Source organism: Bradyrhizobium sp. BLXBL-01 (assembly GCF_051853025.1).
Taxonomy (GTDB): domain Bacteria; phylum Pseudomonadota; class Alphaproteobacteria; order Rhizobiales; family Xanthobacteraceae; genus Bradyrhizobium.
The window spans coordinates 6,996,705-7,021,316 of the sequence record NZ_CP182471.1; the positions used below are offsets into that span (position 1 = coordinate 6,996,705).

The following is a 24,612-nucleotide window of genomic DNA, read 5'->3' on the forward strand; positions in this document are numbered from 1 at the left end:
TCCCAAAAATGTTGAATATAGCTAGCTCCTTCAACAACGAGGAGCAGCAACATGACGCTGGGTCGAACAAAGGCCGCCTCCAAACCACGGCCTGACAGTCGTACCGCGCTTTCCAACTCCAGTAAACGAACTAAGCACCTCGAACGTCCCATTGGACAAGATTTGAAGGCTGCCGAGACAAGCACTCGCTTGTCGCGAGCTGTTCTACGCGACCTGATGCTTCTGCCGCTCGGAGATCTCAAGCGAGCTACCAAGAACGCGCGAACCCACAGCAAGAAGCAAATCAAGCAAGTCGCAAACTCGATCCTGCGATTCGGATTTACCTACCCGATCCTAGCGGACGCAAATCGGCGGATCATCTGCGGCCATGCCCGCTGGGAGGCGGCCAAGCAGCTTGGCCTGAAGGAGGTCCCCGTCTTGGTGATGGGCGGCCTGAGCGACGCAGAAAAGCGCGCACTTGCTCTCGCCGACAACAAGATACCAGCGAACGCAGGCTGGGATCGCAAACTGCTCGCCGAAGAACTTGGTGAGCTCGCGTCCTTGCTGCCGGAATGCAATCTCAGCCTCGACATCACCGGGTTTGCGCCGGCCGAAATCGACGGGTTGATGCTCGATTTCGGCAATTCAGAGCATGATTCAGGTGACGCGTCCTGCACGATCGGCGAGCGGCCCATCAGCCGCAGGGGCGAGCTGTGGCAGCTTGATACGCATCGTGTGCTGTGTGGCGATGCCTGCGATCACAGCGATTGGGCGAGGCTAATGGGATCCGATCGGACCAGCATGCTGATCGCCGACTGTCCTTATAACGTGCAAATTTCCAAGACGCTCGGCCGCGGCAAGATCAAGCACCGCGAATTTGCGGTGGGGTCTGGGGAAATGTCGTCGCCCAAGTTTACTGATTTTCTCACCAGCTGGATGCGCCTGGCCGTCAAGTTCTCGCACGACGGGTCAATGCACTACATCTTCATTGACTGGCGCCACCTTGGCGAAATGCATGCCGCGGGCTGCGCCGTCTACGGTCCGCTGCAGAACCTGGTGGTCTGGAACAAAACCAACGCCGGCCAAGGCAGCTTCTATCGCTCCCAGCACGAGCTGATCTTCCTCTACAAGAACGGCGATGCGCCGCACCTCAACAACGTCGAGCTTGGCCGCCACGGCCGCAACCGCTCCAACGTCTGGACCTATGCCGGCGTCAACACCTTCCGCAAAGATCGCCTCGATGATCTCGCGGTGCATCCCACGGTGAAGCCGGTCGCGCTGTTCGCGGATGCGATCAAGGACTGCACCCGGCGCGGCGATCTCGTGCTCGATTCCTTTCTGGGCTCGGGCACTACCCTGCTGGCGGCCGAGCGCGTCGGCCGCCGCGCTTATGGCCTGGAGATCGATCCGCTCTACGTCGATACTGCCATCCGCCGCTGGCAGGACGTCACCAAGCGCGATGCCATCTTGGTCGCGACCGGCCAGACCTTCGACGAGGTGGCGGCTGAGCGAGCGACCACGTCAGCGGAGCGCACCACATGAGCCGCCGCAAGCAAACCGGACCGGGCGGGGGGCGCGGAAAACGAACCGACGTCGGCTACGGCCGCCCGCCCCCCGAGCACCAATTCAAGCCGGGTCAATCCGGCAACAAGCACGGTCGGCCGAAAGGCTCGAAGAACGAGGCCACCATCATCAACGAGATTCTCAATCGAAAAATCCCCATCCGTGACAACGGCAAGGCGCGGATGATCAGCGTGCTCGAAGGCATCCTGACCAAAGCTGCCGACGATGCGCTGAAGGGCAAGGACAAAGCGGCCGCCTTCCTTCTCAACCGCAAGCAGCAGGTCGAGTCCAGCGAACAGCCTGCAGTGCCGCAGCTCGACATCGACGATCGCAAGGTCTTGGATTTCTATAACACACAGCTTTACGAGAAATTCAAAAAGCAAGGAGATTCCAAATGACTGCCTACGACTTCGCATTGTTAAGCGCCATCTTGCGCGCTGACTTCTTCAGCTTCGTCTACCGCTGCTTTCTTCACCTAAACCCCGGCGCCAAATTCCTGCCCAATTGGCACATCCAGGCGATTGCCTATCAGCTCGAGCGCGTACGCCGCGGCGAGCTGACGCGTTTGATTATCAACATGCCACCGCGCTACCTCAAATCGATCACGGTATCAGTGGCATTTTCGGCGTTCTTGCTCGGGCACGCGCCGGGCCGCCGCATCATCTCCCTCAGCTATGGTGATGACCTCTCGGCCAAACATGCCAGCGACTTCCGCTCCATCGTGCATTCCGACTGGTATCGGCGCGCGTTTCCCGACATGCGCATCGCGCGCAGTACCGAATCCGAGCTGGTCACGACCCGGCGCGGTTCGCGCCGGACGACATCGGTTTCGGGAACGCTGACGGGACTGGGTGGTGACCTGATCCTGATTGATGATCCGCAAAAGCCGGCCGATGCGCAATCGGAGTCGCGCCGAATTGCCGTGAACCAGTGGGTCACCAATACGCTGATGTCGCGGCTCGACAACAAGCTGACTAGCGCTGTGATCCTGGTGATGCAGCGCGTTCATCTCGACGATCTGTCCGGGTTTCTGGCTAGTTCATCCGATGAGTGGAAGGTGCTCAGCCTGCCCGCGATCGCCGAGACCGACGCCGCGATCCCGATCGGGCCCAACCAATTCCATTTCAGGAGGGCCGGTGAGGCGCTGCATCCCGCCCATGAATCGCTTGAAATGTTGCGTAAGCTGCAGCAGACGCTCGGGCCCGATGTGTTCGCTGCGCAATACCAGCAGGCGCCGGTGCCGGCCGGCGGCGCCATGATCAAGCGCCCTTGGCTGCGATATTACGACGAGCCCCCATCACAAGATGGGCTGGGCTGCCGCATCATCCAGAGCTGGGATACTGCTGCGAAAAATGGCGCTCAAAATGACTGGTCAGTGTGTACGACGTGGCTGGTCGTGGACGGGACCTATTACCTGCTGGATCTCGTGCGCGGCCGCTTCGAGTATCCGGCGCTGCGCGACACCGCGATCGAGCTCGCCAGGCGCTTCAAGCCGCACGAAATCCTGATCGAGGAGGCCTCCACTGGAATTGCCTTGGCCCAGGAGCTCGGCGATCGAACGGATTGCTTCGTCAACCCGATCAAGGTCGAGCACGACAAGATCGGTCGCCTGTATGTCCAGCAGGCGAAGTTTGCGGCCGGACGGGTGTGGTTTCCCAGGAACGCGCCATTCCTGCCCGATCTCGAGATGGAGCTATTGACCTTCCCGCAAGGCCGTCACGACGATCAGGTCGACAGCATCAGCCAGGCGCTTGCTTACGATGACACCAATGGCTACGACCACACTTTCAGTTGGCTCTGATGGTTGCCGCTAAGGCGAGCCTCTCCATCACCCAATCGCGCAGCCCGAGCCGCATGATGGTCGAACCGCGCTCACGACCGTTCCAGACGTGAATGTCAGAGCAGTCGAAGGGGGCGCACAGCGCCTCCTTCGGCGAATGACAAAGGAAGAAGCGAACTGCTCGGTGGCGTCTATCCGACGGATATCGGCGTCCAACGTCTTTTGGCTGGCGGGAGACTTACCTCGACTGCTGCCCGCTCCGTTGATCGCCGCATGCTCCAGCTCGAGATCGACCCGCTTCTTGGTGCCGCCGAGCGCGGAGACCCGATTCCAGCCCGCTGCGCGCAAGGATGATTATCAACAAGGATTGCCGCAGTCATCGGGCGGTGCGGCCAATTTCCAGAACGAAGCCAGCTGACCTTGCCTTAGTCGCGGGCGACGCCGAGCGAGCGAAGCGTCCGCTTCTGCTGCACCAAAGCGGCCCGGTCGTAGCGCTCCAGCCCTTGAAGCCCTTTCAGATCTGCCGGCAGTGGACCGGTCAAAAGCGCGGCCAACATCGACTGCCGCAGGCTGCGGATTTGCAGCCGCGCGAGCTTGGACCGCGCCAGCGCCATCGCCGCATCGGGCGCGACCGGATGCCCGAGCCCGGAAGCAATCGCGACGGCAAGCTTCGCCGCCTCGGCAGGATCGCTGATGGCGCTGCAAGCCAGCCCATGACGCAGCGCGTTGCGGCTGGACCTCGTCTTGCCGCCCGCCGTTTTCGGCCCGGTGCTGCGCTTGGCGTTGCGGCGATTGGCTTCGATTTGTCGAATTGACGTCATGTCCGAGCGCCTCGGCCGGGGCGGGTTGCGGCCCCCGAAAGCTCGCTCCAACCTCCTGAAACCTCAAGGCTTTTCCCGCCAAACGAGTCGCAAAATGGCTGCAGAAAGGACTGGCATTCCCGCGCAAAAGGAGCGTTAATCACCGGACCGGCCTTTCGGCCCTTGGCCCCGGTCTCTCCCCTCGCAGCGGCGGGGGTTTTGGCGGTGCGGCGGCAAGCCGCGTGTGCCAACCCAGGAGAGACCGGTGACCACAATTGCAACCGACGGCGCCGAGGCGCCCCGCTCCGTCATCAATTTGAACCGCCACGACCGCCGCGCCTTCATTGGCGGCTCGGACGCACGCATCATCATGGGCCACGACCAGGACGCGCTGCTTCGCCTGTGGCGGGAAAAGCGCGGCGAGATCGCGCCGCAAGATTTGTCCCGCAACCTGGTCGTGCAGCTCGGCCTCGCCACCGAAGCGCTCAACCGCGCCTGGTACCAGGACGCCACCGGGCACGCGATCACCGACATCCAGAAGCGGGTGCGGCATTCCGTCCATGGCTGGATGGCGGCCACGCTGGACGGCCTCGTCGCCCCGACCGGCGCGGTGTTCGAGGCCAAGTTCATGCTGCCCTGGGGCTTTACCGAAGAGGCCGCGGCGGAGAAGCACATGGCGCAGCTGCAGCACAACATGTGGGTGGTCGCAGCGCGCGCGGCCGTGCTCTCGATCATCACCGGCGGCGGCAAATGGATCGAAATCACCGTGCATGCCGACCCGCTCTACCAGCACCTGTTGCTGACTGCGGAGAAGAAGTTTTGGCGCTGCGTGCAGAGCGGCGAGCCGCCGCTGCTGTTTGGCATCGAGACCCCACGGCCGCGGCTCCCCGCCGTCAAGGTCGTCGACATGAGCGCGTCCAATGTCTGGGCCGAATGTGCGGCGATCTACCTGCGCACCCGCGAGGCCCATGCCGAGCACGAGCTGGCCAAGGCCGAGCTCAAGAAGCTGCTGCCGGAGGATGCCAAGGAGGCGTTTGGCCATGGCGTTCGCGCCAAGCGCTCCAAAGCCGGCGCCGTCAGCTTTGATCCGGTTGAGATGGAGGCCGTCCATGCACCAGGCCAGTGAGCATATCGGCGCGATCGCGGCGGCGCTGGCCCGCGCCCAAGCCGAGCTGACCAACCCGGAAAAGACCCTGACCGCTCAAATCCGCTCGCCGTTCCTGCGCGATGACGACCGCACCTTTCGCTACGCCTCGCTGGCGAGCGGCCTCGACATCGTGCGCAAGACCTTGAGCCAGCAGGAGATCGCCACCATCCAGACCACCCGGGTCGAAGAAACCAGCGGCCACATCCACCTCACCACCCTGCTCGCCCATTCCTCCGGCGAGTGGATCTCCTCGGACTGGCCGGTCTGCGCCGCCCGGGACATCGAGGCGCCGCAGCGCATGGGGGCGGCGTTGACCTACGCCCGACGCTACGCCCTGTTCGCGCTGGTTGGGATTGCCGGCGAGGATGATCTGGACGCCCCGGATACGGCCGCGGGTCCCCCGGCACCTCCCAACCTCAGGGCCGCGCCCGGCAAGGGCGCGCTCAACCATGCGCCGGTGCTGCGGCCGGGCGAGTCCGCCGCACTCCGGGAGCAGCTGTTGCGCCAGCTCGAGGCGCTGCCCGCCAGCACCGATCTGCTCGGCTGGGCCAGGGCGAGCCTGCCGCTCAAGAACAGCCTGCAGGAGCCGGATGCCCGGCGCGTCGAGGCCGCCTATCAGGCCAAGCTCGAGGACGCGGCCCCGGCCCAGGCCGAGCAGACGGCCGACTTGGATGGCGCCCCACCCCCGACGGCGCCTGCCGCAGACACCGACGCCGCGCTGCAGCCCGCGCATCCCGAGGCGGGGCTCGCGCATCCCAAGGAGCCGCCGCGCAAGCGCAGCAAGGCGCACCTGCTGTTTGTCCGGGAGCAGCCCTGCCTGGTGTGCCGGCAAACGCCATGCGATGCCCATCATCTGACATTCGCCCAGCCGCGGGCGCTCGGGCGCAAGGTCAGCGATGAGTTCACGGTGCCGCTGTGCCGAGCCCATCACGAGGAGCTGCATCGGCATGGCAACGAGCGGGCGTGGTGGGCCAACCTGCAGATCGCCCCACTGCCGCTCGCACAGGAGCTGTGGGCGGCGAGCCCGGTCCATGGTCCGGCCGACAACGCGGCGGGCGCCGCAGCCGTCCTCGCCAACCTCGGCGCGGAGGCCGCATCCCGATGAACGGCCCGTTCCAAACCGCATGCGAACTGACCGCCACGGCACTCCCGGCCGAGTTTGCCGCCTTGGCGCCGCCGCCCCTGTTGCTGCCCGGCGAACATCTCGACCATTACCAGGCGCTGCGCCAGGCCATCTTTGCCGACCTTGCGCCCCGGTCCGCCATTGAGTGGCTGCTCGCCATCGATATCGCCGAGCTGTCCTGGGAGATCCAGCGCTACCGCATGCTGCGGCACAAATTGCTCGAGACCTATCGCCAAAAGGCGATCGCAGCGGCGCTGCGGCACATCGACAGGGTCGGGATCGATCCCGACTTCGAACCCCGGGCGGAATACTACACGCAGCAAAATGCCCTGAGCTGGCGCATTGACCCGATTGCTGCGACCGAGATCGAGGCGCGGCTTGGCGCCTACGGCTTCGATCAAGCCGCCGTCACCACCGAGGTCTACGTCCAGGCGCGCGAGGTCCTGGTCCTGTTCGACGGCTTGCTCAACGCCGCACAAACCAAACGGATGTTGCTCCTCCGCGAGATCAGAAACCAACACCTCGGAAGTGGACCGATACGCCGGCCGCGGTGAAAGATCCGATCGCCGAGCCCTCAATGTGGCCATGTGCTCAATGATAGCTTCATCGCGACCGCTGAGGTCCGAAGCGAGGTGCGAAGCAACAGCAGTAGCATCGCACCCGCAATCTTCGGCTCCGCCTGATCAATGAGGCTGTTGCTTGCGCAGTTTCCGGGGCATCCGCCAGCATTTCCAGCCGATGCGCGGCTTCCCGCACTTCCTCCGGCTCAGGTCGGTCGCCCGGCTCGCCCTGCCAGTACAGCGCCACGCTGCTCGTCGACAGCGATGACACCTCTTTCGCTGCTTGCACCGCTGCAATTGCCTCATGCAGCCCCGTTTTTCAACTGGTAGGCATGCATTCTCGTTGGTCTCGCTCGCTCGTGATCACTTTTGAACGGTGCAGCTAACCGCTTCGCCTCAGTCGGGCCAGGATAATACGGCGAAGCGAGCCGGAGGGTTTCATGAGTAACGTCCACAGTCACCGTCCTCGCCGAATTGCAACTGGTGTCGGAGCCAGCGAAACCGGCGCACTCACCGATAAATGCGCCACGCACGTGCGCCAAGACCAACGGCCCTCGTTTTACTTGAAGACTTCTAGGCCAAGTCGCGAAAGCGGAGCGCCGCGCCGAATGTGAGCCTGCACTTCAGTCCACACGTACTACTTCGGGCGCCTGGGCCCGTCTGCTGCCGAGCAAATGGGCCGCGTCCTCACCTATGAGAGAGACACCGGGTGCCTTGACGAGAGTGGACCGCCGCCCTGAGGGAGTGGACATTAACTATCTGCTAACCGTGCTGGATGTAGGTTCCCGGAAGCGGAACATGTATCTCGTCACCGCTTATTGAGACGAGAACATGCATTTTAATCCCACCCTTTCAGTGATCGCGCTGTCGTTGGTCACTGCATCCTGTGCGAGCGCGCCCACTCAACTCACACATACCGTTGCCTGGGATGGACTTGGCCGCGACCCCAACCTGCCCACCACACAGAGGCGAGCGCCGACGCATGACGAAGACAAGCACCCTGAAGACCCAACCTACCAACGTGAGAAGGTGCTAGCAACGTTGCGACCTTACTCTGAAGCATGGTGGGCGGTGCGTGATGAGATTGACGCAGCCAATGATCGGCGACTGAACTCGAAGCTGGCAATTTGCAAAGGCTGTGTAGTACGTCACGACGTCACCAGTTCGGTACCCTGAGAGGAACGTGCGGAAAGTGAACAGTTAGCTTGTGGGTCGCTTTCGGCCGCCATCGACGCTGTTCTCGAAATCGGCAATCAGGCGTAATCTCGGTGTAATCGGCGACACGCCTCACGTATAACGGAAACCGCTTGAAGGCTCGTGATGCAGAGGATCAAGCACTTGCGAAGTAATATTTGAACGAATTTGCCTCATGGTGACGGTGCTCTGAGAGGCCGCGCACCAGGCCGACGCCTTAGCCCAAGCCTAAGTACTGAAGTGACGAACGAAGCCATGCCGAGCACCGGCTGGTACGAGACTGTGAATCTTTTGTACCGCACGTCAGACGAATGTGATTCTCTGGGCAGACTGATCTGCTGGAGAGGATGATGGCTGACGACGGACTTTTTGGTGAATTGCCGGAGCAGTCGGCACGAACCGAAGCGGTGCCGCAAGGCGCACCTCGGCTGCGCGAGCCTGTGCGCAATCAGGTCGAATTGCGAGCGGTCGATATCGACAGCCTGATCGGGCAGGATCATCCAGCGCGGGTGATCTGGGCTTATGTCGAAGGGCTGGACCTGAGCGAGCTGGAAGATCGCGTCAAGGCACGGGAAAACAGGCCGGGCCATCCGGCGCCATCGCCACGGTTGTTGCTGGCGCTTTGGCTGTACGCCGCGAGCGATGCCGTTGGCAGCGCGCGGGCGCTGGACCGGCTCTGCGACAGCCACGACGTCTACCGCTGGCTCTGCGGTGGCGTGTCGTTGAACCATCACGGGCTGTCGGACTTCCGGGTCGGCTGTGCCGACTTGCTCGACCGTTTGCTGGTTGAACATCTGGTGGCCCTGAACGAGGCAGGGCTGGTCGATCTGGAGAAGCTGACCCAGGACGGGGTGCGGATACGAGCGAATGCCGGGACCGGATCGTTCCGGCGGGAGGCGACGCTGGATCGGCAGATGGCGCAGGCCGAGGCCATTGTGGAAGAGCTCAAGCGCGAGGTCGATGCGGACCCGGAAGCCAGCAATCGGCGGATCCGGGCCGCCAAAGAGCGGGCGGCGCGCGAACGCAGCGAGCGGGTGCAAGCCGCGCAGGCCGCGCTGGCCGAGATCAAGCGCAAGCGAAAACAGCTCGACGACAAGGGCGGCAATGGCAAGAAGCCGAAGGAGCCTCGGGCCTCCACCACCGACCCGCAGGCCAGGGTGATGAAGATGGCCGATGCCGGCTTCCGTCCGGCCTATAATGTGCAGGTGGCTAGCGCGGCTGGCGAACTGATCGTGGTCGCGATCGATGTCGACAACAGCGGCTCAGATCGTGGCTTGATGCGCCCGATGCTGGAGCGAACGCGCGCTCGGCTGAAGCGCTTGCCACGCCGCTACCTCGCCGATGGCGGGTTCTGCACTGGCGACGACATCGAATGGGCGCATGGCGAGGGCATCGAGGTTTACTGTCCACCGCCCCAATCCAGGAGCGGTGTCGATCCCTTCTTACCCCGGAGCAGCGACGGTCCTGGCATAGCGGCCTGGCGTGCTCGCATGGCCAGCGAAGCCGGCAAGGCACAGTACCAGGCCCGTACCATCTGCGAATGCATCCATGCCCGCTGGCGCAACTGGGACCTCAGGCAACTGACCGTGCGCGGCATCGAGAAGGTCCGTGCCGTCGTCCTCTGGTACGCCCTCACCAACAACATCCTGCAAGGGCATCGTCTCGCAAAAGCATAGATAACCAACAGCCTGACGCCGCCGGCTTCCCCCATCAAGGGGCGATACCACCCCTTGATGCCGAAGCCGAAACAAAACGAATTGGCTCACAGGCTCTACGGATGTCGGAGCCGTTTGGGGGTCAATTGAGCATCCTTGATGGGATGACGCCCGCGCCCAGCTGTGACACGGCCCGTGGTCAAGCGACTGAACGGGGGGCAAATCTTCCCATTTTCCGGTCAAGAATTTCTCAAGGTGTCTCTTAAGGCGGATCGCTCGATCTGGATCGGCGCTGTGGCAACATGATACGTAATCCTGGCCATAATGACTGATAACGCGTCGAAAGTTGGAAGGTGGCCACCTACCTCTTTGGCGACGGCGCCAGCCTACGCTGCCGCGTCGTCAACATGTACGAACAAGGGCAATAATCGAGCTTTCAGGAAGCATTACGTAGACTCCTCATTCTAACTGGTGCTCGAGAAACCGTATTCCGAAGTTGCCGCCTTGTCGGGTGATGCGACAATCTTATCGGAGTTGGTTCGGCCCAGCGCAGTTTGCGCAAGTGGGGCTAAGTTGATTCTTGATGACAATCTAGGGTATTTGCCTAATTCTTGCTCAGGAGAGCCGGGTTGGGGGAGGGGATGGAGCTGTTTAGAGCCGAAAAGGTTGGCGAAATCGAAAGCCGGCCAAATAGAACGTGTAGATTCTGCGGAAGAACGCTCCGCCTGCTAAAGGTCGTGCATTTCCCAGATCGGGAAAAGACCCTGCGCTCATTTGAATGCGAGTGCGGCGACCGCACATGGGACGATTAAATCTCACGTGTTTTTTATTTTGCGCTTTAGACGCATTCAGAGAAAACTTTGCTTATGACTAATTGGCGACGATGAGCTGGGAAGCTACTCAACTTTATGATCTTCACGCGAAGGGAGAGAAGCAGGGAGCGCGACCGGCGCCCGTGCTCGCGCCGACGCGGCAAACACCGTCGAGAAAATACGACTATCGAAGGCTCGATCGCCTTCGACGTGACACGCCTTCAAGGTGCAATAGGACAGCTTGCTTTAAGCAGGAGTAACCGCGCTATCATCCAAGCGACAGATATGCCGCGTACGCCTGCTTCAGACCGTCCGCGAGGGAGGTCTTCGCGCGCCAACCGAGCTCTTCGAGACGGCTGACATCGAGTAGCTTGCGCGGCGTGCCGTCTGGCCTCGAGGTGTCAAACGCGATCTCACCGTTGTAACCTACGATGTCTGCGACGAGTTGGGCGAACTCAGCAATGGCAATGTCCTTTCCGGTACCGATGTTGACCAGCTCGGCGCCGGAATAAGTCTTCATCAGGTGCACACAGGCATCCGCCATGTCGTCGACATAGAGGAACTCGCGTCGGGGCGTGCCGGTGCCCCACACCACGACGTTCTGCGCGCCGGACAACTTGGCCTCATGGAACCGGCGCATGAGCGCAGCAACGACGTGACTCAGTTCAGGATGATAATTGTCGCCGGGCCCGTAGAGGTTGGTCGGCATCACGCTGATGAAGTCGCAACCGTATTGACTGCGATAGGCCTCGACCATCTTGATGCCGGCGATCTTAGCGATCGCATAGGGTTCGTTGGTCGGCTCCAGCGGACCCGAGAGCACGTAGTCTTCGCGGAGCGGCTGAGGCGCCAGCTTCGGATAGATGCAGGACGAGCCGAGAAACATCAGCTTCTCCGCACCATTTTGATGCGCGGCGTGAATGACGTTTGCGGCGATCGCAATGTTGTCGTAGATGAACTCGGCCCGTAGCGTATGGTTGGCGACGATGCCGCCAACTTTGGCGGCGGCGAGGAAGATCACCTGCGGCCGCATCTGCGCGAACCAGCCGAACACGGCCGCCTGGTTGCGGAGATCGACCTCGCGCCGGTCCAGCGTGACGAGCCTCACGTCCTCCCGTTGAAGCCGGCGCACGAGCGCGCTGCCGACCATGCCGCGATGGCCGGCGACGTAAACGCTTCTGCCCTTCAGCTCAAATGGCGCGCTTGCCATGGGCTGCGTCCCGTTTCGCCTCGGCAAGGTCGCTCGCCACCATCTCCTCGACGAGTTGAGCGAAGCTCCGCTTCGGCTTCCAGCCGAGCACCTGACGCGCCTTACTGGCGTCGCCGATGAGAAGATCGACCTCGGTCGGTCGGAAGTAGGTCGAATCGATCCTGACGACGGTCTTGCCGCTCGCCGCATCGACGCCTGTCTCCTCGACTCCCTCGCCCCGCCATTGGATGCGGCGGCCGACCTGCGCGAACGCCAGTTCGACCATCTCCCGCACCGAGCGCGTCTCGCCGGTGGCGAGCACGAAATCGTCAGGCTTGTCGGCTTGAAGGATCATATGCATGCCCTCGACATAGTCGCGCGCGTGCCCCCAGTCGCGCTTGGCCGAGAGATTGCCGAGATAGAGCGTATCCTCGAGACCGACCTCGATGCGGGCGACGCCGCGGGTGATCTTGCGGGTCACGAACGTCTCGCCGCGGATCGGGCTCTCGTGGTTGAACAGGATGCCGTTGGACGCGAACATGCCGTAGGCTTCGCGGTAGTTCACCGTGATCCAGTAGCCGTAGAGCTTGGCTACGCCGTAGGGCGAGCGCGGATAGAACGGCGTAGTTTCCTTTTGCGGGATTTCCTGCACCAAGCCATAGAGTTCGGAAGTGGAGGCTTGGTAGAACCGCGTCTCCTTCTCCATGCCGAGGATGCGAATCGCCTCCAGAAGCCGCAGCACGCCAATCGCATCCGCGTTCGCGGTATATTCAGGACTCTCGAAGCTGACCGCAACATGGCTCTGCGCGGCGAGATTGTAGATCTCGGTCGGCCTGATGTTCTGTACCAGACGGATCAGGTTGGTCGAGTCCGTCATATCACCATAGTGCATCAGGAACGGAACCTCACCGACGTGCGGGTCCCGGTACAGATGGTCAACGCGGGCCGTGTTGAACGAGGACGAGCGTCGCTTGATGCCGTGCACGACATAGCCGAGCGACAGCAAATATTCGGCCAGATAGGCACCATCTTGGCCAGTCACACCGGTGATAAGAGCGACCGGCTTGCTCATAGGCTGTCCGAGGTCATCAGAATGTGCCGAATCGCGCACACGCACGCAATCACCAATCGATGTTTTCTTCGAAAGCGTTGCTTCGCTTATCGAGCCTTAGCAGTTCACCCTCAAGCCGCGGTGCTCTGGCATTGGGAGAAGAACGCTTCGATATTGTGCAGTCGCAACTTCCTTGGTCTGCCAAGGCTGCAGAGATCTGCAACCCTCAACAAATTCTCTCTCGCACTAGCCGTTGCGCTTGACGACTAGAGAAAGGAACTTCTCTAGGCCAAATCATGCGGGCGGTAAAGTAAGAGCGTGTGCGCGTAAGGAGGCCGGGTTGCTAATACGCCCGACGCAACACCGGACCGACTGACGCGCAGACCCGGTCCATGTACCAGCCATAGGGCGTCTCGACCCGCACCAACGGGCAACGGCGCGAGGGCACGTAGCGATACGGGTATGGTTGCGCCCAGAACGTAGCAGGCGTCGCTAGGCTCTCGCCCGTCAGCAGGGCGGCCGGCACTGGCATTTGCATCGCAGCGCTGGCTCCGCTGATTGCGCATAGAGAAACGGTCGCGGCCAATAGTCCAGCTCGCATCGATGTCTTAAGCATCCCAAAGCTCCTCGCCTCGGCGGATTTCAGCCGTCGTCAAATCCTACAGCGCCAACGTCACGGAGCCACCCCGCGACTGGCCCAAAGAGTGAACCAGATGTACCAAGGCCACGGGGCGAAAAGCAACCGATGCCGGGGGGGGGAGCCCATTCTTAGTCAATATGGCGCAGGAGTGTGGCTTCTCGGTCCTATTTCTCAACGCCCAAGACGCCGGGGGCGGCTAGGTCAGGTGAACGGCGGTACGCATCCCGCAAGAACCGGTAGTTGACCGTCTGAGCCATAGGCACATCTTCCTCGCCGAGCTTCGCAAAAATGAGGATATCCCGCAGCGTCCGCCAGCGACTTTCGTCGTAATCGCCAATGCGGCCGCCCGTCGGCAACACCAGCTCGCGCTGCAGCTGTAGGTCGTATCTCAGCCGCTCGGGGTTCAGGCCGGCCGGGCCGGTGCCAGCGAGAACGGGCACGCTCTTTGCATAGTCAGCATAAACGAATTGCCAACCTCGAATGAGGCCTTGGAGGACATCGGCAATCACGGACGGCTGGTCGAGGATGAGATCATTGCTCGCAAAATAGACTTGGCCGGGGACATGGATGCCGTAGTCCTGCGGTTTGATGATGTTCAGCTTCACAGAGGTCGAGGGATCGGGCTGCTCGTCAATAGCAGCAACTATCGCGTCCACCTCCCCCGCCCGCAGTGCTTCGAAGCTATCGCGGTCTCGGACCTCGGTTATATGGCTTCGGGAAAGCCCGAGCTGCGCCATCATGGCGTCGAAAACGACGCCCCCCTCGCTCGCTCTACGGTATCCAATTCTTTTTCCGATCAGATCCCCCGGCCGCCGCAAGCCTGAGCTTTCGAGCGTGAAGATCGCGGCCGAGGTATCAAGCAAGCTTGCAGCGAAGGCAGTTACGGGCACGCCGCGCCAGCTTGCCAGCAGGAAGTTTTGGCTGCTCGTCACGCCAATGGCACTTTGGCGTGCAATGGTTTGGACGAAGTCAGGGTCTTCGGGCTGAGCCAAGACCTCAACGCGGGAGGAAAAATAGCCCCCCCTCGATGCAGCGAGTTCGCCGGCAAATCGAGCACTATATCGCCCGTCAAGGAGGAGCTTGACTGGCACAGCTTTAGAAGCTGTCGGCGTTCGTATGGGGGTCGCTTCAGGACGAAGAAGGAGAAGCAGGATACCCACCAAAGCGATGGCCGCAAGACCCATAGCAAGGTACCGCCTCCCTTTCCGTCGGGTCCGCTTCCGGTCCTGGGTTGGCAACAAGAACTCCTAACGGTCTGTAAATTTGACATATCACTTGAGGCGAGATGAGCTACAATCCGCCTTGGGGGTAAGGTTAATTTTTCCTTTACCTGGTTTTAACAGCGCTTTTGACCGATAGCACGGCTTATTCGGGTAATAAATTCCGCGTCAATGGATTTCGCAGGATGACAATTATTACTACTCGACCACTGCCCGTTCCTGATTCTGCGACGGAAATTCCCGTGGCCGAGCAAACTGCTTCACCATCTATAAGCTTTTCGCCAAGCTGGCTACGCCCTGAGGTTGTTGAATACTCAATGGCCGTAGTTGATGCAGCGTTAATCGTGGTCAGTGGGATTGGCTGCGCGGTCGGCTATCTCTTGTCGACCGCGGGCTTCGTCGGCAAAGCAGACGTGTATGCGGCGGCTAGTGTCTTGGTTGCAGTCAATTTTGTTCTTCTGAACGTAGTGCAGCAGGGCTATCGACTCCGAACCATCACGGACCTGCCACGCACATTGCGAATGACAACCGCGACGTGGACCGCTCTGTTCGGTGCGCTGCTAGCGATCGCCTTCACAATGAAGGTCAGCGAGGAGTTCTCCCGAGGAAGCACGATCTCGTTCTACCTGGTCGGCCTTGCCACCCTGGTCGCCTGGAAGACCGTGGCGGCGCGGTGGACTGCGAATTCCTTGCGCACCGGCGCCTTCGCCAACGGGAGGGCGATTATGATCGCCGAGTTCGGCCTTGCCACCTCGTCCAACGCGATCGACGACCTCGGCCAGCACGGCTATCGCTTGATGCGAATCATGGAAATTCCTGCAAGGCAGCTGGCGTCGCCGCTATTGCTCTCCTCGCTCGCACCGCGCTTCGAAGAGCTCATCGTCTATGCGCGTGAGAACCGGATCGAGCACATCTTCCTGCTGATGAACTGGAGCCGGCAGCATGCGATCGACAGCATTCTGGACGCGCTGAAGATCCTGCCGCTCCCGGTGCATCTGGTGCCGGACGCGACCACGGCGCGCTTTTTGCGCTATCCGCTTTTCGGCACCGGCAACACCTTCACCGCTGAACTGCGTCGCGCCCCGCTGGCCCCTAGCGAGCGCGCGCTCAAGCGCACGCTCGACGTCATCGGCGCGAGCCTTGGGTTGCTGGTGTTCGCGCCGGTGATGCTGGTGACCGCGATCTTGATCAAGCTGACCTCGAAGGGCCCCGTGTTCTTCCGCCAATCCCGCCACGGCTTCGGTGGGCGCGCGTTCAGGATATTCAAATTCCGCACCATGCACGTGCTCGAGGACGGCCCAACGATCACGCAGGCGCAGAAGAACGACCCTCGTGTCACGCTGATTGGCAAATGGCTACGCAAGACCTCGATCGATGAGCTGCCGCAGCTCTTCAACGTGCTCAAGGGCGACATGTCGCTGGTCGGTCCCCGCCCGCACGCCGCCGCCCACAACACCGAATATGAGCAGATCATCGGCAACTACGCCTTCCGCCACCACGTCAAGCCCGGCATCACCGGTTGGGCGCAAGTTAATGGTTACCGCGGAGAAATCCGCGCGATCGAGCTTATGCAGAAGAGAGTCGAGCTCGACATCTGGTATATCAATAACTGGACCGTCAGACTTGATCTTAAGATTCTGCTTCTGACTGTAGCCACAAGTTTGCGCGATCCGAATGCATATTGAAGGCAAGAGATTTCGAGGCTGAGGGAGTAATGGAAAAAAGCATTTTGATCTTTGGCGGCTCCGGTTTCGTCGGAACCCATCTGCTGCGTCGATTACGACAGACCTCTACAGCCAAAATTGTGAGCGTCGACTTGCGAGCGCCTGCGATGCCTGTCTCTGGCGTCGAGTACAAGATCGGCGATGTACGCGACCTCAGCAACTTTGGCGCGTCCGGCGAGATAACAACCATCTACAACCTGGCCGCAATACACCGCACGCCTGGGCACCCCGACCACGAATATTATGAGACCAACGTCGGCGGAGCTGTAGAGATCGCTGCACTGGCCAGACGCAATCACGTGCCGCAGATCGTCTTCACAAGTTCGATCTCCGTGTATGGCCCTGGTGAAGATACCAAGCTGGAAGACACCCCCCCTGCACCGAGCTCCAGTTACGGCAGGTCAAAACTCCTAGCGGAACAGGTGTTTCAAGGATGGATGACAGAACGCGATGATCGAAAGCTAGTCATTACTCGACCAGCAGTCGTTTTCGGAGTAGGAGAAAACGGGAATTTTACTCGACTCGCTACTCTGCTGCAAAAGGGCTTTTTTGTTTATCCAGGGCGACGCGACACGATCAAGGGCTGTTTCTATGTCGAAGACCTGATCAATGCGATCGAATTTGCTCGTTCATGCCCGGAGCGTTTCGTCTTGTTCAATGCGTGTTACCCAGATCGCTATACGATTGAGGACATCGTTACGGCATTCCGGACTACTCACTTTCCGAATGCGCGAGAGCTTCTGCTTCCCGAAGCTGCGGTGAAAGCTGCAGCGGCGATTCTCAAGCCGTTCTCGGCGGTCGGCGTTGGCATTCATCCTGATCGCGTGATGAAGCTCGTCAAGTCTACCAATGTCGTTCCTGGTTGGCTGCAATCCAAGGGTCAAGCGCCACTCGGGCAACTCCAATCAGCCCTGTTGCGTTGGCGAAACGATTCGTCTGGATGCTTCACCTAGTGCCGCGACATGGGTCTGTGTGAATTGTTCGGACAGGTGAACAGGCCGGTCAAGATTTTGATCATCGAGAGGTCGGTTGATGGGGGCGCATCTTTTGTGTTTAGCACGTTCGGTGTTTACGTTTGCGACTAGTAATTTGACAGAGGCAGGTGTTGAGCGTTGCTGACGCACTCTCGTCGTTACGCGCAGCGGCACTTTGAAGGCGGCGCGGGAGCAAGCTATTCATGGATGAATGCGGTCGGTCGAACCGGAATTCACTTATCCATAGGCCGAAAGGCCATGCTTCACGAGGACAAAAACATTCATCCTGCTACTTCACATGCTTGGAACATCGCAACACAAAGAGCAAAGACACTTAGCCTGCGAAACCCGATTATACGGTGAGTTGCGCCTCTGATATCGACCGAAGGTTACTGCATCCTCTCTTCTCGCATGAGTAACGAAGCATAAGTAACGAGCTTTTTTCAGACGAGCGAATTCATCACGGTCCAACTTGTTTGAGGCGAGCCGCAGCGATGGCCTCCTCCGGCTGCTGTAGAACGAAAAACTCGAGTAAGCATTTGCAAATCGACGACAGTTTTTTTGCGGACGTTGTCCAGGCCGGCGGGTGGGACTGCTCATCTGTTTGTTGCCACGACGAGCATCTCACTCGTTTCGAAAGTCTGCTTGCCCAGGCAGATTCTATCAAACCGAAGATCGTGCGATCTGCCTTGGCCGAGAGTGCGCGCGCAGCCAGATTAAGGAGCGCCCCTGTCACTTCGCAACAACGTACTATTGCCGAAGTATCCGCGGGTGTTAGCGCCGTGATGCTTCTCGCATACGTGGTTTGGATATTAGCGCGTGCACAAGCGAGCGGCGTCAAAAAACTGTATTTTCTTGCGCGTGACGGCCAGATCTTACTGAAGATGGCTCGTAAGATCATAAGACACTCTGGATTGGACCTAGACGCAAGATATTTGTTTGTTTCTCGTCAAAGCTTGCACCTTCCCGGAATCCAGGACCTTTCCGAGGACGACATCAAGTCACTGGGGTTTCACACCGATCAAACCGTCGCCGAAATTTTATCGAGGCTTGGTCTGAGCGGTGATCCTACTGTTCTGAAGCTGCTGGCCGATGCTGGTTTCAACTCCCCGTTGGCCAAGCTAACGGCTCAACAAATCTCCGATCTTGCATCCACATTGAGATCCCGCCATCTGGAACATGTGATCAGGAACGCAACACGTCAACGAGCGGTGCTCGTCGATTATCTAAGGCAGGAAGGATTCTTCACCGAGGAAAAGATCGGCATCGTCGATTTGGGCTGGAAAGGCGGTCTACAGCGGTCTCTATACGCTGCAGTACAGTCGCACGATCCAACTTTCGTCAACCGCGTTCACGGGTTTTACTACCGGCTGCTCAGCCGCCCCGCCGGCGTGGGCACTCTTGAGTCCTACGTCAAAGAGGGGCGCGCAGCATCGCTGGCTCCCTTTATACGCGCCTCACTGTTCGAAGCGATCTGCGCCGCGCAGCACGGGACGACCATTTCCCATGAGAGAGAAGCAAATGGCACCGCCCGGCCAGTCCGTGCTCCGTACGCGGAGAATGATCCGGCGAGCGTCTGGGGAGTTGGACTACAGCACGATATCATTAAGGCATTCACAGACGAAGTATTGGCTCATTTGGGCATAGCGGGTCAGAACATCTTGGGATTGGGCTCAGACCTGACAGAAGCCTCCATTCTCGTTCTTCGTGCCTTCATTAGTCACCCGACTCGGAAAGAAGCTGAGGCGATGGGCTCATTCCCCCACGCACCCAGCCAGTTTCATCGTGAGTTTTCGGAAATCGCTCCTCGCCTTCGACTCGACCAGTTGCCCTTGGCCCTCACAAGCAAGAATAACACAGTTGTATCTGAGTGGATCGAAGGATCGATAGCCCGCAGCTTTCCGGGCCCGATTGCTTCGCTTCTACTTGCGGTTCTTGCACCGATCAGGCGATCGCCCCTTTATCCAAGCAACAAACGCCTTTGAAAGAACTTAGCAGTCCCTCAGCCAAAAACGTTAGCTCTGAAGAGTAGATTGCCTTGGCTTGGCCTCCGTTCGCCCCACCGGATCTAGCCGTTGGCGCACCGCCGATCACCGAAAGCGTCAGATGAAGCTGAAGTCGGACGCATGAAGGTTCGACAGCGCGACATGATTCAAGGTCAGGACGTCCGACTTGTCGATGGTAATGACCACGCTGCTTCCCACCTGTTGGGCGTCGGCTAACAAGTGGGCGAAATCCGGAACCATCGCGCGGCTGATGTCGATGTGGTCACCCTGCATTGTGGCGGTGCTTGGGGTGAAGTCGTTGATAACCTGCTTACCAAAACCCGGGTTGAAGACGAAAGTGTCTGCCCCGGCGCCGCCGGTCAGTTTGTCGCCGCCACGGCCGATTAGCACGTCGGCGCCCGCTCCGCCAGTTAGAGTCTGGTTGGCCTGATTAGAGTAAAGAGTAACGCCAAGAGCGATCCCTGTGTTTCCGGCTGCGTCTGTCGCGGTCTCTGTCAAGCTGTGTACAGCCGACTTGGACAGCTGGCTTGTCAAGCTCCATGAGCCGTTCGAGGAGAAGGTCGTCCCTATCAGCTTCCCGTTGTCGTACAGCGAAATGGTCGAGTCGGTTGTGCTGGTGCCGTTGATCGTGACCGAGTTCGACCCGGTCGGCACAACGTTGACGATACCCGGGACCGGTGCAATGGTGTCAACTATGAAGTTGAGAGCGGCGCTGGCCTCGCTCATTTGGCCAGATCCATTCGAGGCGACGGCCGTCATTTGGTGAGAACCGTCCGGCAATGCGCCCAAGACAAAGCTCCAGGCACCATTGGCATCCGCAGCGATAGAACCCAAGGCGAGCGAATTGTCGTAAACTGTCACCACGGCGCCAGCTTCGGCGATCCCGGTAATAGCCTGTTGCGCCGTGTTGTGCACCGCATTGACGTATCCGTTCACGATGCTGGCATCACTCAGGGCCTCGGGCGCAGCCGGCGGAGCGGGCGCTACCGTGGTAGATTGCTCGATCTCGATGATGATCGGATCGGCCGATAAGCCAACGGTTATGCTGCTCACGTTGGAAACGGTCTGAATGGCGGTAGTCCCTTTAATGGGATCGAAAATCTTGATACTTGAGACCGCGCTAGGCAAGCTGATCGTTACTTCCGATGTTGGCGGCATCACGACGCTGGTGCCGTTGTAAAGTGTAGCATTGCCATTCCAGAGAACGATGTCGAAAGCACCGCTCGACTTTTCCAGCAGCATCGACGACGCAGTGCTCGGCAAACCGGTGATGTTATAGGCGAGAGTTCCGGGCGATGTGAGCGGCGGACCTTTGTCTTCGAGAATATGCGTCAGGTTGCTAATGTCTACGGCGGCCGGTTTCGGAGTCCCGTCAGCGTTGAAGAGGCCGAAGTGCTGCTCTTGGTCACTCGACGCGCTAGGCTCATCCATTAGCTCATACAGGAAGGTGATGGCGGCTCCCGCCTTGTAACCGTCCAGCAGCGCGTTGGTGTCGATGATGCCCTGGGTGTAGGCATCAGCCACGCCTCCGCCCCAGGTCGATGTGTTGAAGCCCGAACTGGAGACGCCGGTTTCAGTGATGTAGACGGGTTTGCCGGGATTGGACGCCTGAGCGGCTGCGACCCAGGCATTGATACCGTCCTGCAACTGCTGGCCGATGCCTCCATAGACATGGACGTTGGAGGCGTCTGCAAATGTCCCAAAGGAAGGGATCGCGAGTGTGCTGCACTCGGAGGCGGCGATCAGGCTGACGCCGGCCATCAGCGGATCTGCTCGCATCGCCGCCTGCAACGCTGCGTCGTCGGCCGCGCCCCAGCTCAGATTCCCGTGAGAGGAAATTCCGTTGAGATAGTAAGTGTTGGTCGTGTATTCATTCGATCCTTCCAGCGCAATGATGCTGCCGGGCACGGCCATTTCGAGAGCATCTGCGCGTACAAGGTCGGCTGCCGCATTCACCTGGCTCGCCTGATCCGCGTAGAAGGAATTTGACTCGAGAAGAACAAAACGGACTCCGGTCTCGGCCAGCGCGATATACGTCGAAAGCGCGGTGGCGGGCGGGATGCCGTCACGGACATTCGAAATGCCAAGATAGGATAACTCGCTCAGGATGTGAGTCGGATCGTACGACGCAAGGTGAGTGGCGATGCCGATCGAATCGATAAAGCTTGTCACGCTCGTTGCGGAATTGACTGCATAATCCGCAGTGGAAGCTGAACTGGACATCTCTGGCGCTCCTCAAACTGGACGCGCCCACCGTAGATGGCCGATGCGCATTTCAGCTTAAGGAAACCGAGCGCTCTTTAACTGATGTGCTTAATGGACGTTTCGCAATCATTCGCCCGCGGCTTCTCGATTTGCTCTGCTCGCGCGCGCCGGCTCGCTCCTTAATGAAATCAGAAGGCATTGCACGCTCGTAAGGACCCGGATTTTTTCGTTAACCTTGCTCTGGGCTTAATCCAGTTTGAGGTTCGGTCTGCGTCGGACGAGTAGCGCGGAGCTGGGCGCGCGCGAGCTTGAGCTTTCTACGGGTTGCGGTCCATCCCATCGAGGGAGCGATGCAGGATGCTTCCCGAGCCTTCCTTACTTCGAGATGTAGTGACGGCTTCTTGCGAGTAAAAATCACGAGTTCCCAGGAGATCCAAATAGAGTTGCTTTGTCCGGCTAGCCATTGATCTGGCCGTGTAGTGCATCCTAAACCGATGATGAGCGTTTTGAGCGAAGCTTCGCAATTCCTCAGTGCTAGTGGCACGTATCGCATTCGCAATATCCAGCGGTCGCAAGCTCTTCAGGAGCCGTCCGGTCGCTCCATCCTCAACAAGCTCCGGAAGCCCTCCTACTGAGGAGGAGAATATCGGAAGGCCCGCTCGCATCGCTTCGATCGCGATCATGGGCAATCCCTCCCAGCGAGAAGGCATCAGGAGCAGGTCAGCCGTTGCCAAACTCTCCTCGACCTGTGACCGAGTTCTCCAACCGAGGAGTTCGACATTCTCGGGAATTTCTAGAGCGGTAGTGGCATCGGTAACAAAGTCACCGATCGCAAAGCCCTGAGCCAAGTCGCCAAGCTCGGACATGACGTCGAGAAACACGTCAAATCCCTTTTGTCGATCGAAACGACCCACGAAAAGAATTTTGACCGGCCTCTCAAGGCCTGACGCCGAGTTCGCTGACGGCATCGCCTCGTCCGCGATGCCATTTAGAATCACAACACATTTTGAAACAGGAATGCCGGCTGAAGCAGCCGCTTCGCGCTCGGAAGAAGATACGCATACGACACCGTCGCACAAGCGCGACAATGCCGCCTCAAGCCACGCATATAGCCGGTTCGCCTTTGTGTCCCGCAGGAACGCCCAACCATGAGGACAATACACAATGATTGGACGTCGCTTCGGCAGGAAAGCAACTGGACGCACAAGCAGTCCAGCAAACGTAGAGTGGACATGAACGACATCGGGCTTAAAGCGTTGGATCAGCGCCCCGGCGGCAAAGGGGACTCTGATCAGGGACTGTATCGATCGCCCAACGTATGGATACGACTTGATGACAAGCTTTGGATGAGCCAGCTTTGATAGAGCCTCGTCATTTATATCGGGACCGAAGACCACAACTTGAGAGATTGCAGAATCTTTGATTTGCTCCGCAATCAATTCCTGCAAATGCGCAAGAACCCCTCCCAACGGCGCTTCCGTGAAGTGCGCGACCTTCAAGTTAAGATTGTCTGATTTTGACACTTTAACCGCCTTTACGCCGTTGCATCCTGAGAAGGTCGCGCGCGATAACAAAAGAAGCAGGAACTATAAAGAAGGCACACAGGCCGAAGCTATTTCCCCAGAACAGCCCAACTCCCCCCAACGTTTTTGCCAAAGCGACCTTAGCTACAAAACAGCATATTCCAGACAAACTCGCTAGTTTCAGGTGCATAGGCAGCAGCGATGGCACGCTCATGAGTGACGTGAGTACCGCGTTAACGGCGAAAACCGGAATCCAGATCGCAACACCAATGATCAGGTCATTTGGAAGCGATATCCTGCCACGCGTCCAAAAACGCGTGACATCATCTCCAAACAGGAGAGTCACCGTTGAGACAGAACCCGCTATAAGCAAGGCCAATGAAAAAGCGGAGACCAAAAGCCCACACGCGCCGCGCGCATTTTGCTCCGCGGTTGCAGCTCGGAACTGAGGCCAAAACGGAGTCAGGCCAATCGAAAGCAACGTCTGGACCGCGATCGCCATTTTCTGCGCAACCCCGAATTGCGCCGCCTGTTCGGCATCCAAGAGATGTAGTGCCAAGACAGAATCGAAGGAAAAGCTGATGGCGTTGATCGCGTTTACGAGCAGGAACGGAGCGCCGGATTTCAGCACTGTTGCCAGCTTCCCCGCACTTGTCAGCGAAAGACTCGGCTTCAGGTCGGGGCGACGCCGAAGCAATAGAGTGCCATTGAGGCAATGAACGGCTAGAGGCACCGCGCAGAAAGAAGCCACTACGGCGACGATACCTGCATTGAACTGGAGGCTGACAACGATCGCGCAAAACGTGGCAAGGGAGGCAAATGCGTCCCAAGTGCTTTGAATTGCGGTTTCACCTAGGCCAAGTCTGATTTTCCAAACGAGGCTCAGCGGCGACACGATACAAAGTGTCAGACACGTCACAAAGAATGCTTCCCAAGCTCCAGTACCTTGAAAATGAACGAAGCTACTACCCGTCCGATTCGAAAAGAACGTCAGACATACCACCGTCGTACTGACGACTGAGAACAACGTAAGAGCCACAAGCGCATTTGAAAGGTATGTTCGCGCGGTATTGTAGGCTCCCTTCGAGACTGCGATGTGATTGACTAGACCCGATCCAATTCCCAAATCGATGAAGGAAAAAGCGCCCATCAAGGAACTCGCGGCGAGCCATACGGCGAATTGCTCGGAGCCCAGATGACTCAGCAGGATCGGCACGAGAGCCAGCGTGGATCCGATTTGAATGACGCGCGCTGCCAACCCAGCCGCGGCGCCAAACAATGGATTCGATCGCAATCTGCTCCAAACTTCCGCGCGCTCATTCACGGGAGCTGCAACCGAATACAAGGCCATAATCCGATTACCGCCCTGAGCCAGCTTATCCGCATCAGGTTCAGACCGTGCGTCGGCCAATGTATCTCAGATCCTCTACGGAATCGGTTACTGTGATAGGCTAGTGCCATCCCATT

17 protein-coding genes are annotated in these 24,612 nt (G+C 59.4%); 10 read left to right on the plus strand and 7 right to left on the minus strand.

The window, feature by feature from the left end; all coding sequences use genetic code 11:
• Positions 1 to 51 precede the first annotated feature (51 nt).
• The 3 genes from ACNJYA_RS32425 to terL are packed head-to-tail and all read left to right on the plus strand — an operon-like array spanning position 52 to position 3,343.
• The gene (locus ACNJYA_RS32425) at positions 52 to 1,521 is read left to right on the plus strand and encodes a site-specific DNA-methyltransferase (protein ID WP_439401357.1); all 1,470 of its coding nucleotides are present in this window, start codon (positions 52 to 54) and stop codon (positions 1,519 to 1,521) included.
• Positions 1,518 to 1,940 carry a DUF5681 domain-containing protein gene (locus ACNJYA_RS32430; RefSeq protein ID WP_439401358.1) on the plus strand — a complete coding sequence of 141 codons (423 nt, stop codon included), beginning with the start codon at positions 1,518 to 1,520 and terminating at the stop codon, positions 1,938 to 1,940. The genes ACNJYA_RS32425 and ACNJYA_RS32430 overlap by 4 nt, the downstream gene beginning before the upstream one ends.
• Positions 1,937 to 3,343 carry a phage terminase large subunit gene (gene terL / locus ACNJYA_RS32435; protein ID WP_439401359.1) on the plus strand — a complete coding sequence of 469 codons (1,407 nt, stop codon included), beginning with the start codon at positions 1,937 to 1,939 and terminating at the stop codon, positions 3,341 to 3,343. Before ACNJYA_RS32430 ends, terL begins: the two co-directional genes overlap by 4 nt.
• 404 nt (positions 3,344 to 3,747) lie before the next feature.
• On the opposite strand, the gene ACNJYA_RS32440 is transcribed toward terL, so the two are convergent.
• Positions 3,748 to 4,194, minus strand: coding sequence for a hypothetical protein (locus tag ACNJYA_RS32440; RefSeq protein WP_439401360.1), 447 nt, complete (start codon positions 4,192 to 4,194; stop codon positions 3,748 to 3,750).
• 193 nt (positions 4,195 to 4,387) lie between these two features.
• Here ACNJYA_RS32440 and ACNJYA_RS32445 point away from each other — a divergent pair, with 193 nt between their 5' ends.
• From ACNJYA_RS32445 to ACNJYA_RS32460, 4 genes are all read left to right on the plus strand, one after another.
• A complete protein-coding gene (locus ACNJYA_RS32445; RefSeq protein ID WP_439401361.1) occupies positions 4,388 to 5,248 on the plus strand; it encodes a YqaJ viral recombinase family protein in 861 nt (286 codons plus the stop codon).
• A complete protein-coding gene (locus ACNJYA_RS32450) occupies positions 5,232 to 6,374 on the plus strand; it encodes an ERF family protein (RefSeq protein WP_439401362.1) in 1,143 nt (380 codons plus the stop codon). Before ACNJYA_RS32445 ends, ACNJYA_RS32450 begins: the two co-directional genes overlap by 17 nt.
• Positions 6,371 to 6,946, plus strand: coding sequence for a hypothetical protein (locus ACNJYA_RS32455; RefSeq protein ID WP_439401363.1), 576 nt, complete (start codon positions 6,371 to 6,373; stop codon positions 6,944 to 6,946). The genes ACNJYA_RS32450 and ACNJYA_RS32455 overlap by 4 nt, the downstream gene beginning before the upstream one ends.
• Positions 6,947 to 8,493: 1,547 nt before the next feature.
• A complete protein-coding gene (locus tag ACNJYA_RS32460; protein WP_212257604.1) occupies positions 8,494 to 9,822 on the plus strand; it encodes an IS1182 family transposase in 1,329 nt (442 codons plus the stop codon).
• A gap of 1,059 nt (positions 9,823 to 10,881) precedes the next feature.
• On the opposite strand, the gene fcl is transcribed toward ACNJYA_RS32460, so the two are convergent.
• The 3 genes from fcl to ACNJYA_RS32475 all read right to left on the minus strand — a co-directional run bounded on the left by fcl (position 10,882) and on the right by ACNJYA_RS32475 (position 14,485).
• Complete coding sequence (gene fcl, locus ACNJYA_RS32465; RefSeq protein WP_439401364.1) at positions 10,882 to 11,823, minus strand: GDP-L-fucose synthase; 942 nt, start codon at positions 11,821 to 11,823, stop codon at positions 10,882 to 10,884.
• Positions 11,804 to 12,874 carry a GDP-mannose 4,6-dehydratase gene (gene gmd, locus ACNJYA_RS32470; protein ID WP_439401365.1) on the minus strand — a complete coding sequence of 357 codons (1,071 nt, stop codon included), beginning with the start codon at positions 12,872 to 12,874 and terminating at the stop codon, positions 11,804 to 11,806. The genes fcl and gmd overlap by 20 nt, the downstream gene beginning before the upstream one ends.
• Before the next feature lie 783 nt (positions 12,875 to 13,657).
• Entirely contained in the window at positions 13,658 to 14,485 is an 828-nt protein-coding gene (locus ACNJYA_RS32475) for an ABC transporter substrate-binding protein (RefSeq protein WP_439364441.1), read from the minus strand.
• Between the two features lie 545 nt (positions 14,486 to 15,030).
• Between ACNJYA_RS32475 and ACNJYA_RS32480 the strand changes: the two genes are divergently transcribed.
• From ACNJYA_RS32480 to ACNJYA_RS32490, 3 genes are all read left to right on the plus strand, one after another.
• Positions 15,031 to 16,398 carry an undecaprenyl-phosphate glucose phosphotransferase gene (locus ACNJYA_RS32480; RefSeq protein WP_439401366.1) on the plus strand — a complete coding sequence of 456 codons (1,368 nt, stop codon included), beginning with the start codon at positions 15,031 to 15,033 and terminating at the stop codon, positions 16,396 to 16,398.
• A 29-nt stretch (positions 16,399 to 16,427) separates the two neighbouring features.
• The gene (locus tag ACNJYA_RS32485) at positions 16,428 to 17,390 is read left to right on the plus strand and encodes an NAD-dependent epimerase/dehydratase family protein (RefSeq protein ID WP_439364443.1); all 963 of its coding nucleotides are present in this window, start codon (positions 16,428 to 16,430) and stop codon (positions 17,388 to 17,390) included.
• 560 nt (positions 17,391 to 17,950) lie between these two features.
• The gene (locus ACNJYA_RS32490) at positions 17,951 to 19,396 is read left to right on the plus strand and encodes a hypothetical protein (RefSeq protein ID WP_439401367.1); all 1,446 of its coding nucleotides are present in this window, start codon (positions 17,951 to 17,953) and stop codon (positions 19,394 to 19,396) included.
• Positions 19,397 to 19,513: 117 nt separating this feature from the next.
• Here ACNJYA_RS32490 and ACNJYA_RS32495 read toward each other — a convergent pair whose 3' ends face one another.
• From ACNJYA_RS32495 to ACNJYA_RS32505, 3 genes are all read right to left on the minus strand, one after another.
• Complete coding sequence (locus ACNJYA_RS32495) at positions 19,514 to 21,640, minus strand: Ig-like domain-containing protein (protein ID WP_439401368.1); 2,127 nt, start codon at positions 21,638 to 21,640, stop codon at positions 19,514 to 19,516.
• Between the two features lie 299 nt (positions 21,641 to 21,939).
• Positions 21,940 to 23,145 (minus strand): glycosyltransferase, encoded by a 1,206-nt coding sequence (locus ACNJYA_RS32500; protein ID WP_439401369.1) that lies wholly within the window; start codon positions 23,143 to 23,145, stop codon positions 21,940 to 21,942.
• Position 23,146: 1 nt separating this feature from the next.
• Positions 23,147 to 24,556, minus strand: a complete 1,410-nt coding sequence (locus ACNJYA_RS32505; protein ID WP_439401370.1) for a lipopolysaccharide biosynthesis protein — start codon at positions 24,554 to 24,556, stop codon at positions 23,147 to 23,149.
• Positions 24,557 to 24,612: the final 56 nt, after the last annotated feature.

Bases quoted from the DNA above. Each gene is read 5' to 3' on its own strand.
- ACNJYA_RS32425 (WP_439401357.1), top strand. From the start codon at position 52: ATGACGCTGGGTCGAACAAAGGCCGCCTCCAAACCACGGCCTGACAGT.
- ACNJYA_RS32430 (WP_439401358.1), top strand. From the start codon at position 1,518: ATGAGCCGCCGCAAGCAAACCGGACCGGGCGGGGGGCGCGGAAAACGA.
- terL (WP_439401359.1), top strand. From the start codon at position 1,937: ATGACTGCCTACGACTTCGCATTGTTAAGCGCCATCTTGCGCGCTGAC.
- ACNJYA_RS32450 (WP_439401362.1), top strand. From the start codon at position 5,232: ATGCACCAGGCCAGTGAGCATATCGGCGCGATCGCGGCGGCGCTGGCC.
- ACNJYA_RS32455 (WP_439401363.1), top strand. From the start codon at position 6,371: ATGAACGGCCCGTTCCAAACCGCATGCGAACTGACCGCCACGGCACTC.
- ACNJYA_RS32460 (WP_212257604.1), top strand. From the start codon at position 8,494: ATGATGGCTGACGACGGACTTTTTGGTGAATTGCCGGAGCAGTCGGCA.
- fcl (WP_439401364.1), bottom strand. From the start codon at position 11,823: ATGGCAAGCGCGCCATTTGAGCTGAAGGGCAGAAGCGTTTACGTCGCC.
- gmd (WP_439401365.1), bottom strand. From the start codon at position 12,874: ATGAGCAAGCCGGTCGCTCTTATCACCGGTGTGACTGGCCAAGATGGT.
- ACNJYA_RS32480 (WP_439401366.1), top strand. From the start codon at position 15,031: ATGGCCGTAGTTGATGCAGCGTTAATCGTGGTCAGTGGGATTGGCTGC.
- ACNJYA_RS32485 (WP_439364443.1), top strand. From the start codon at position 16,428: ATGGAAAAAAGCATTTTGATCTTTGGCGGCTCCGGTTTCGTCGGAACC.
- ACNJYA_RS32495 (WP_439401368.1), bottom strand. From the start codon at position 21,640: ATGTCCAGTTCAGCTTCCACTGCGGATTATGCAGTCAATTCCGCAACG.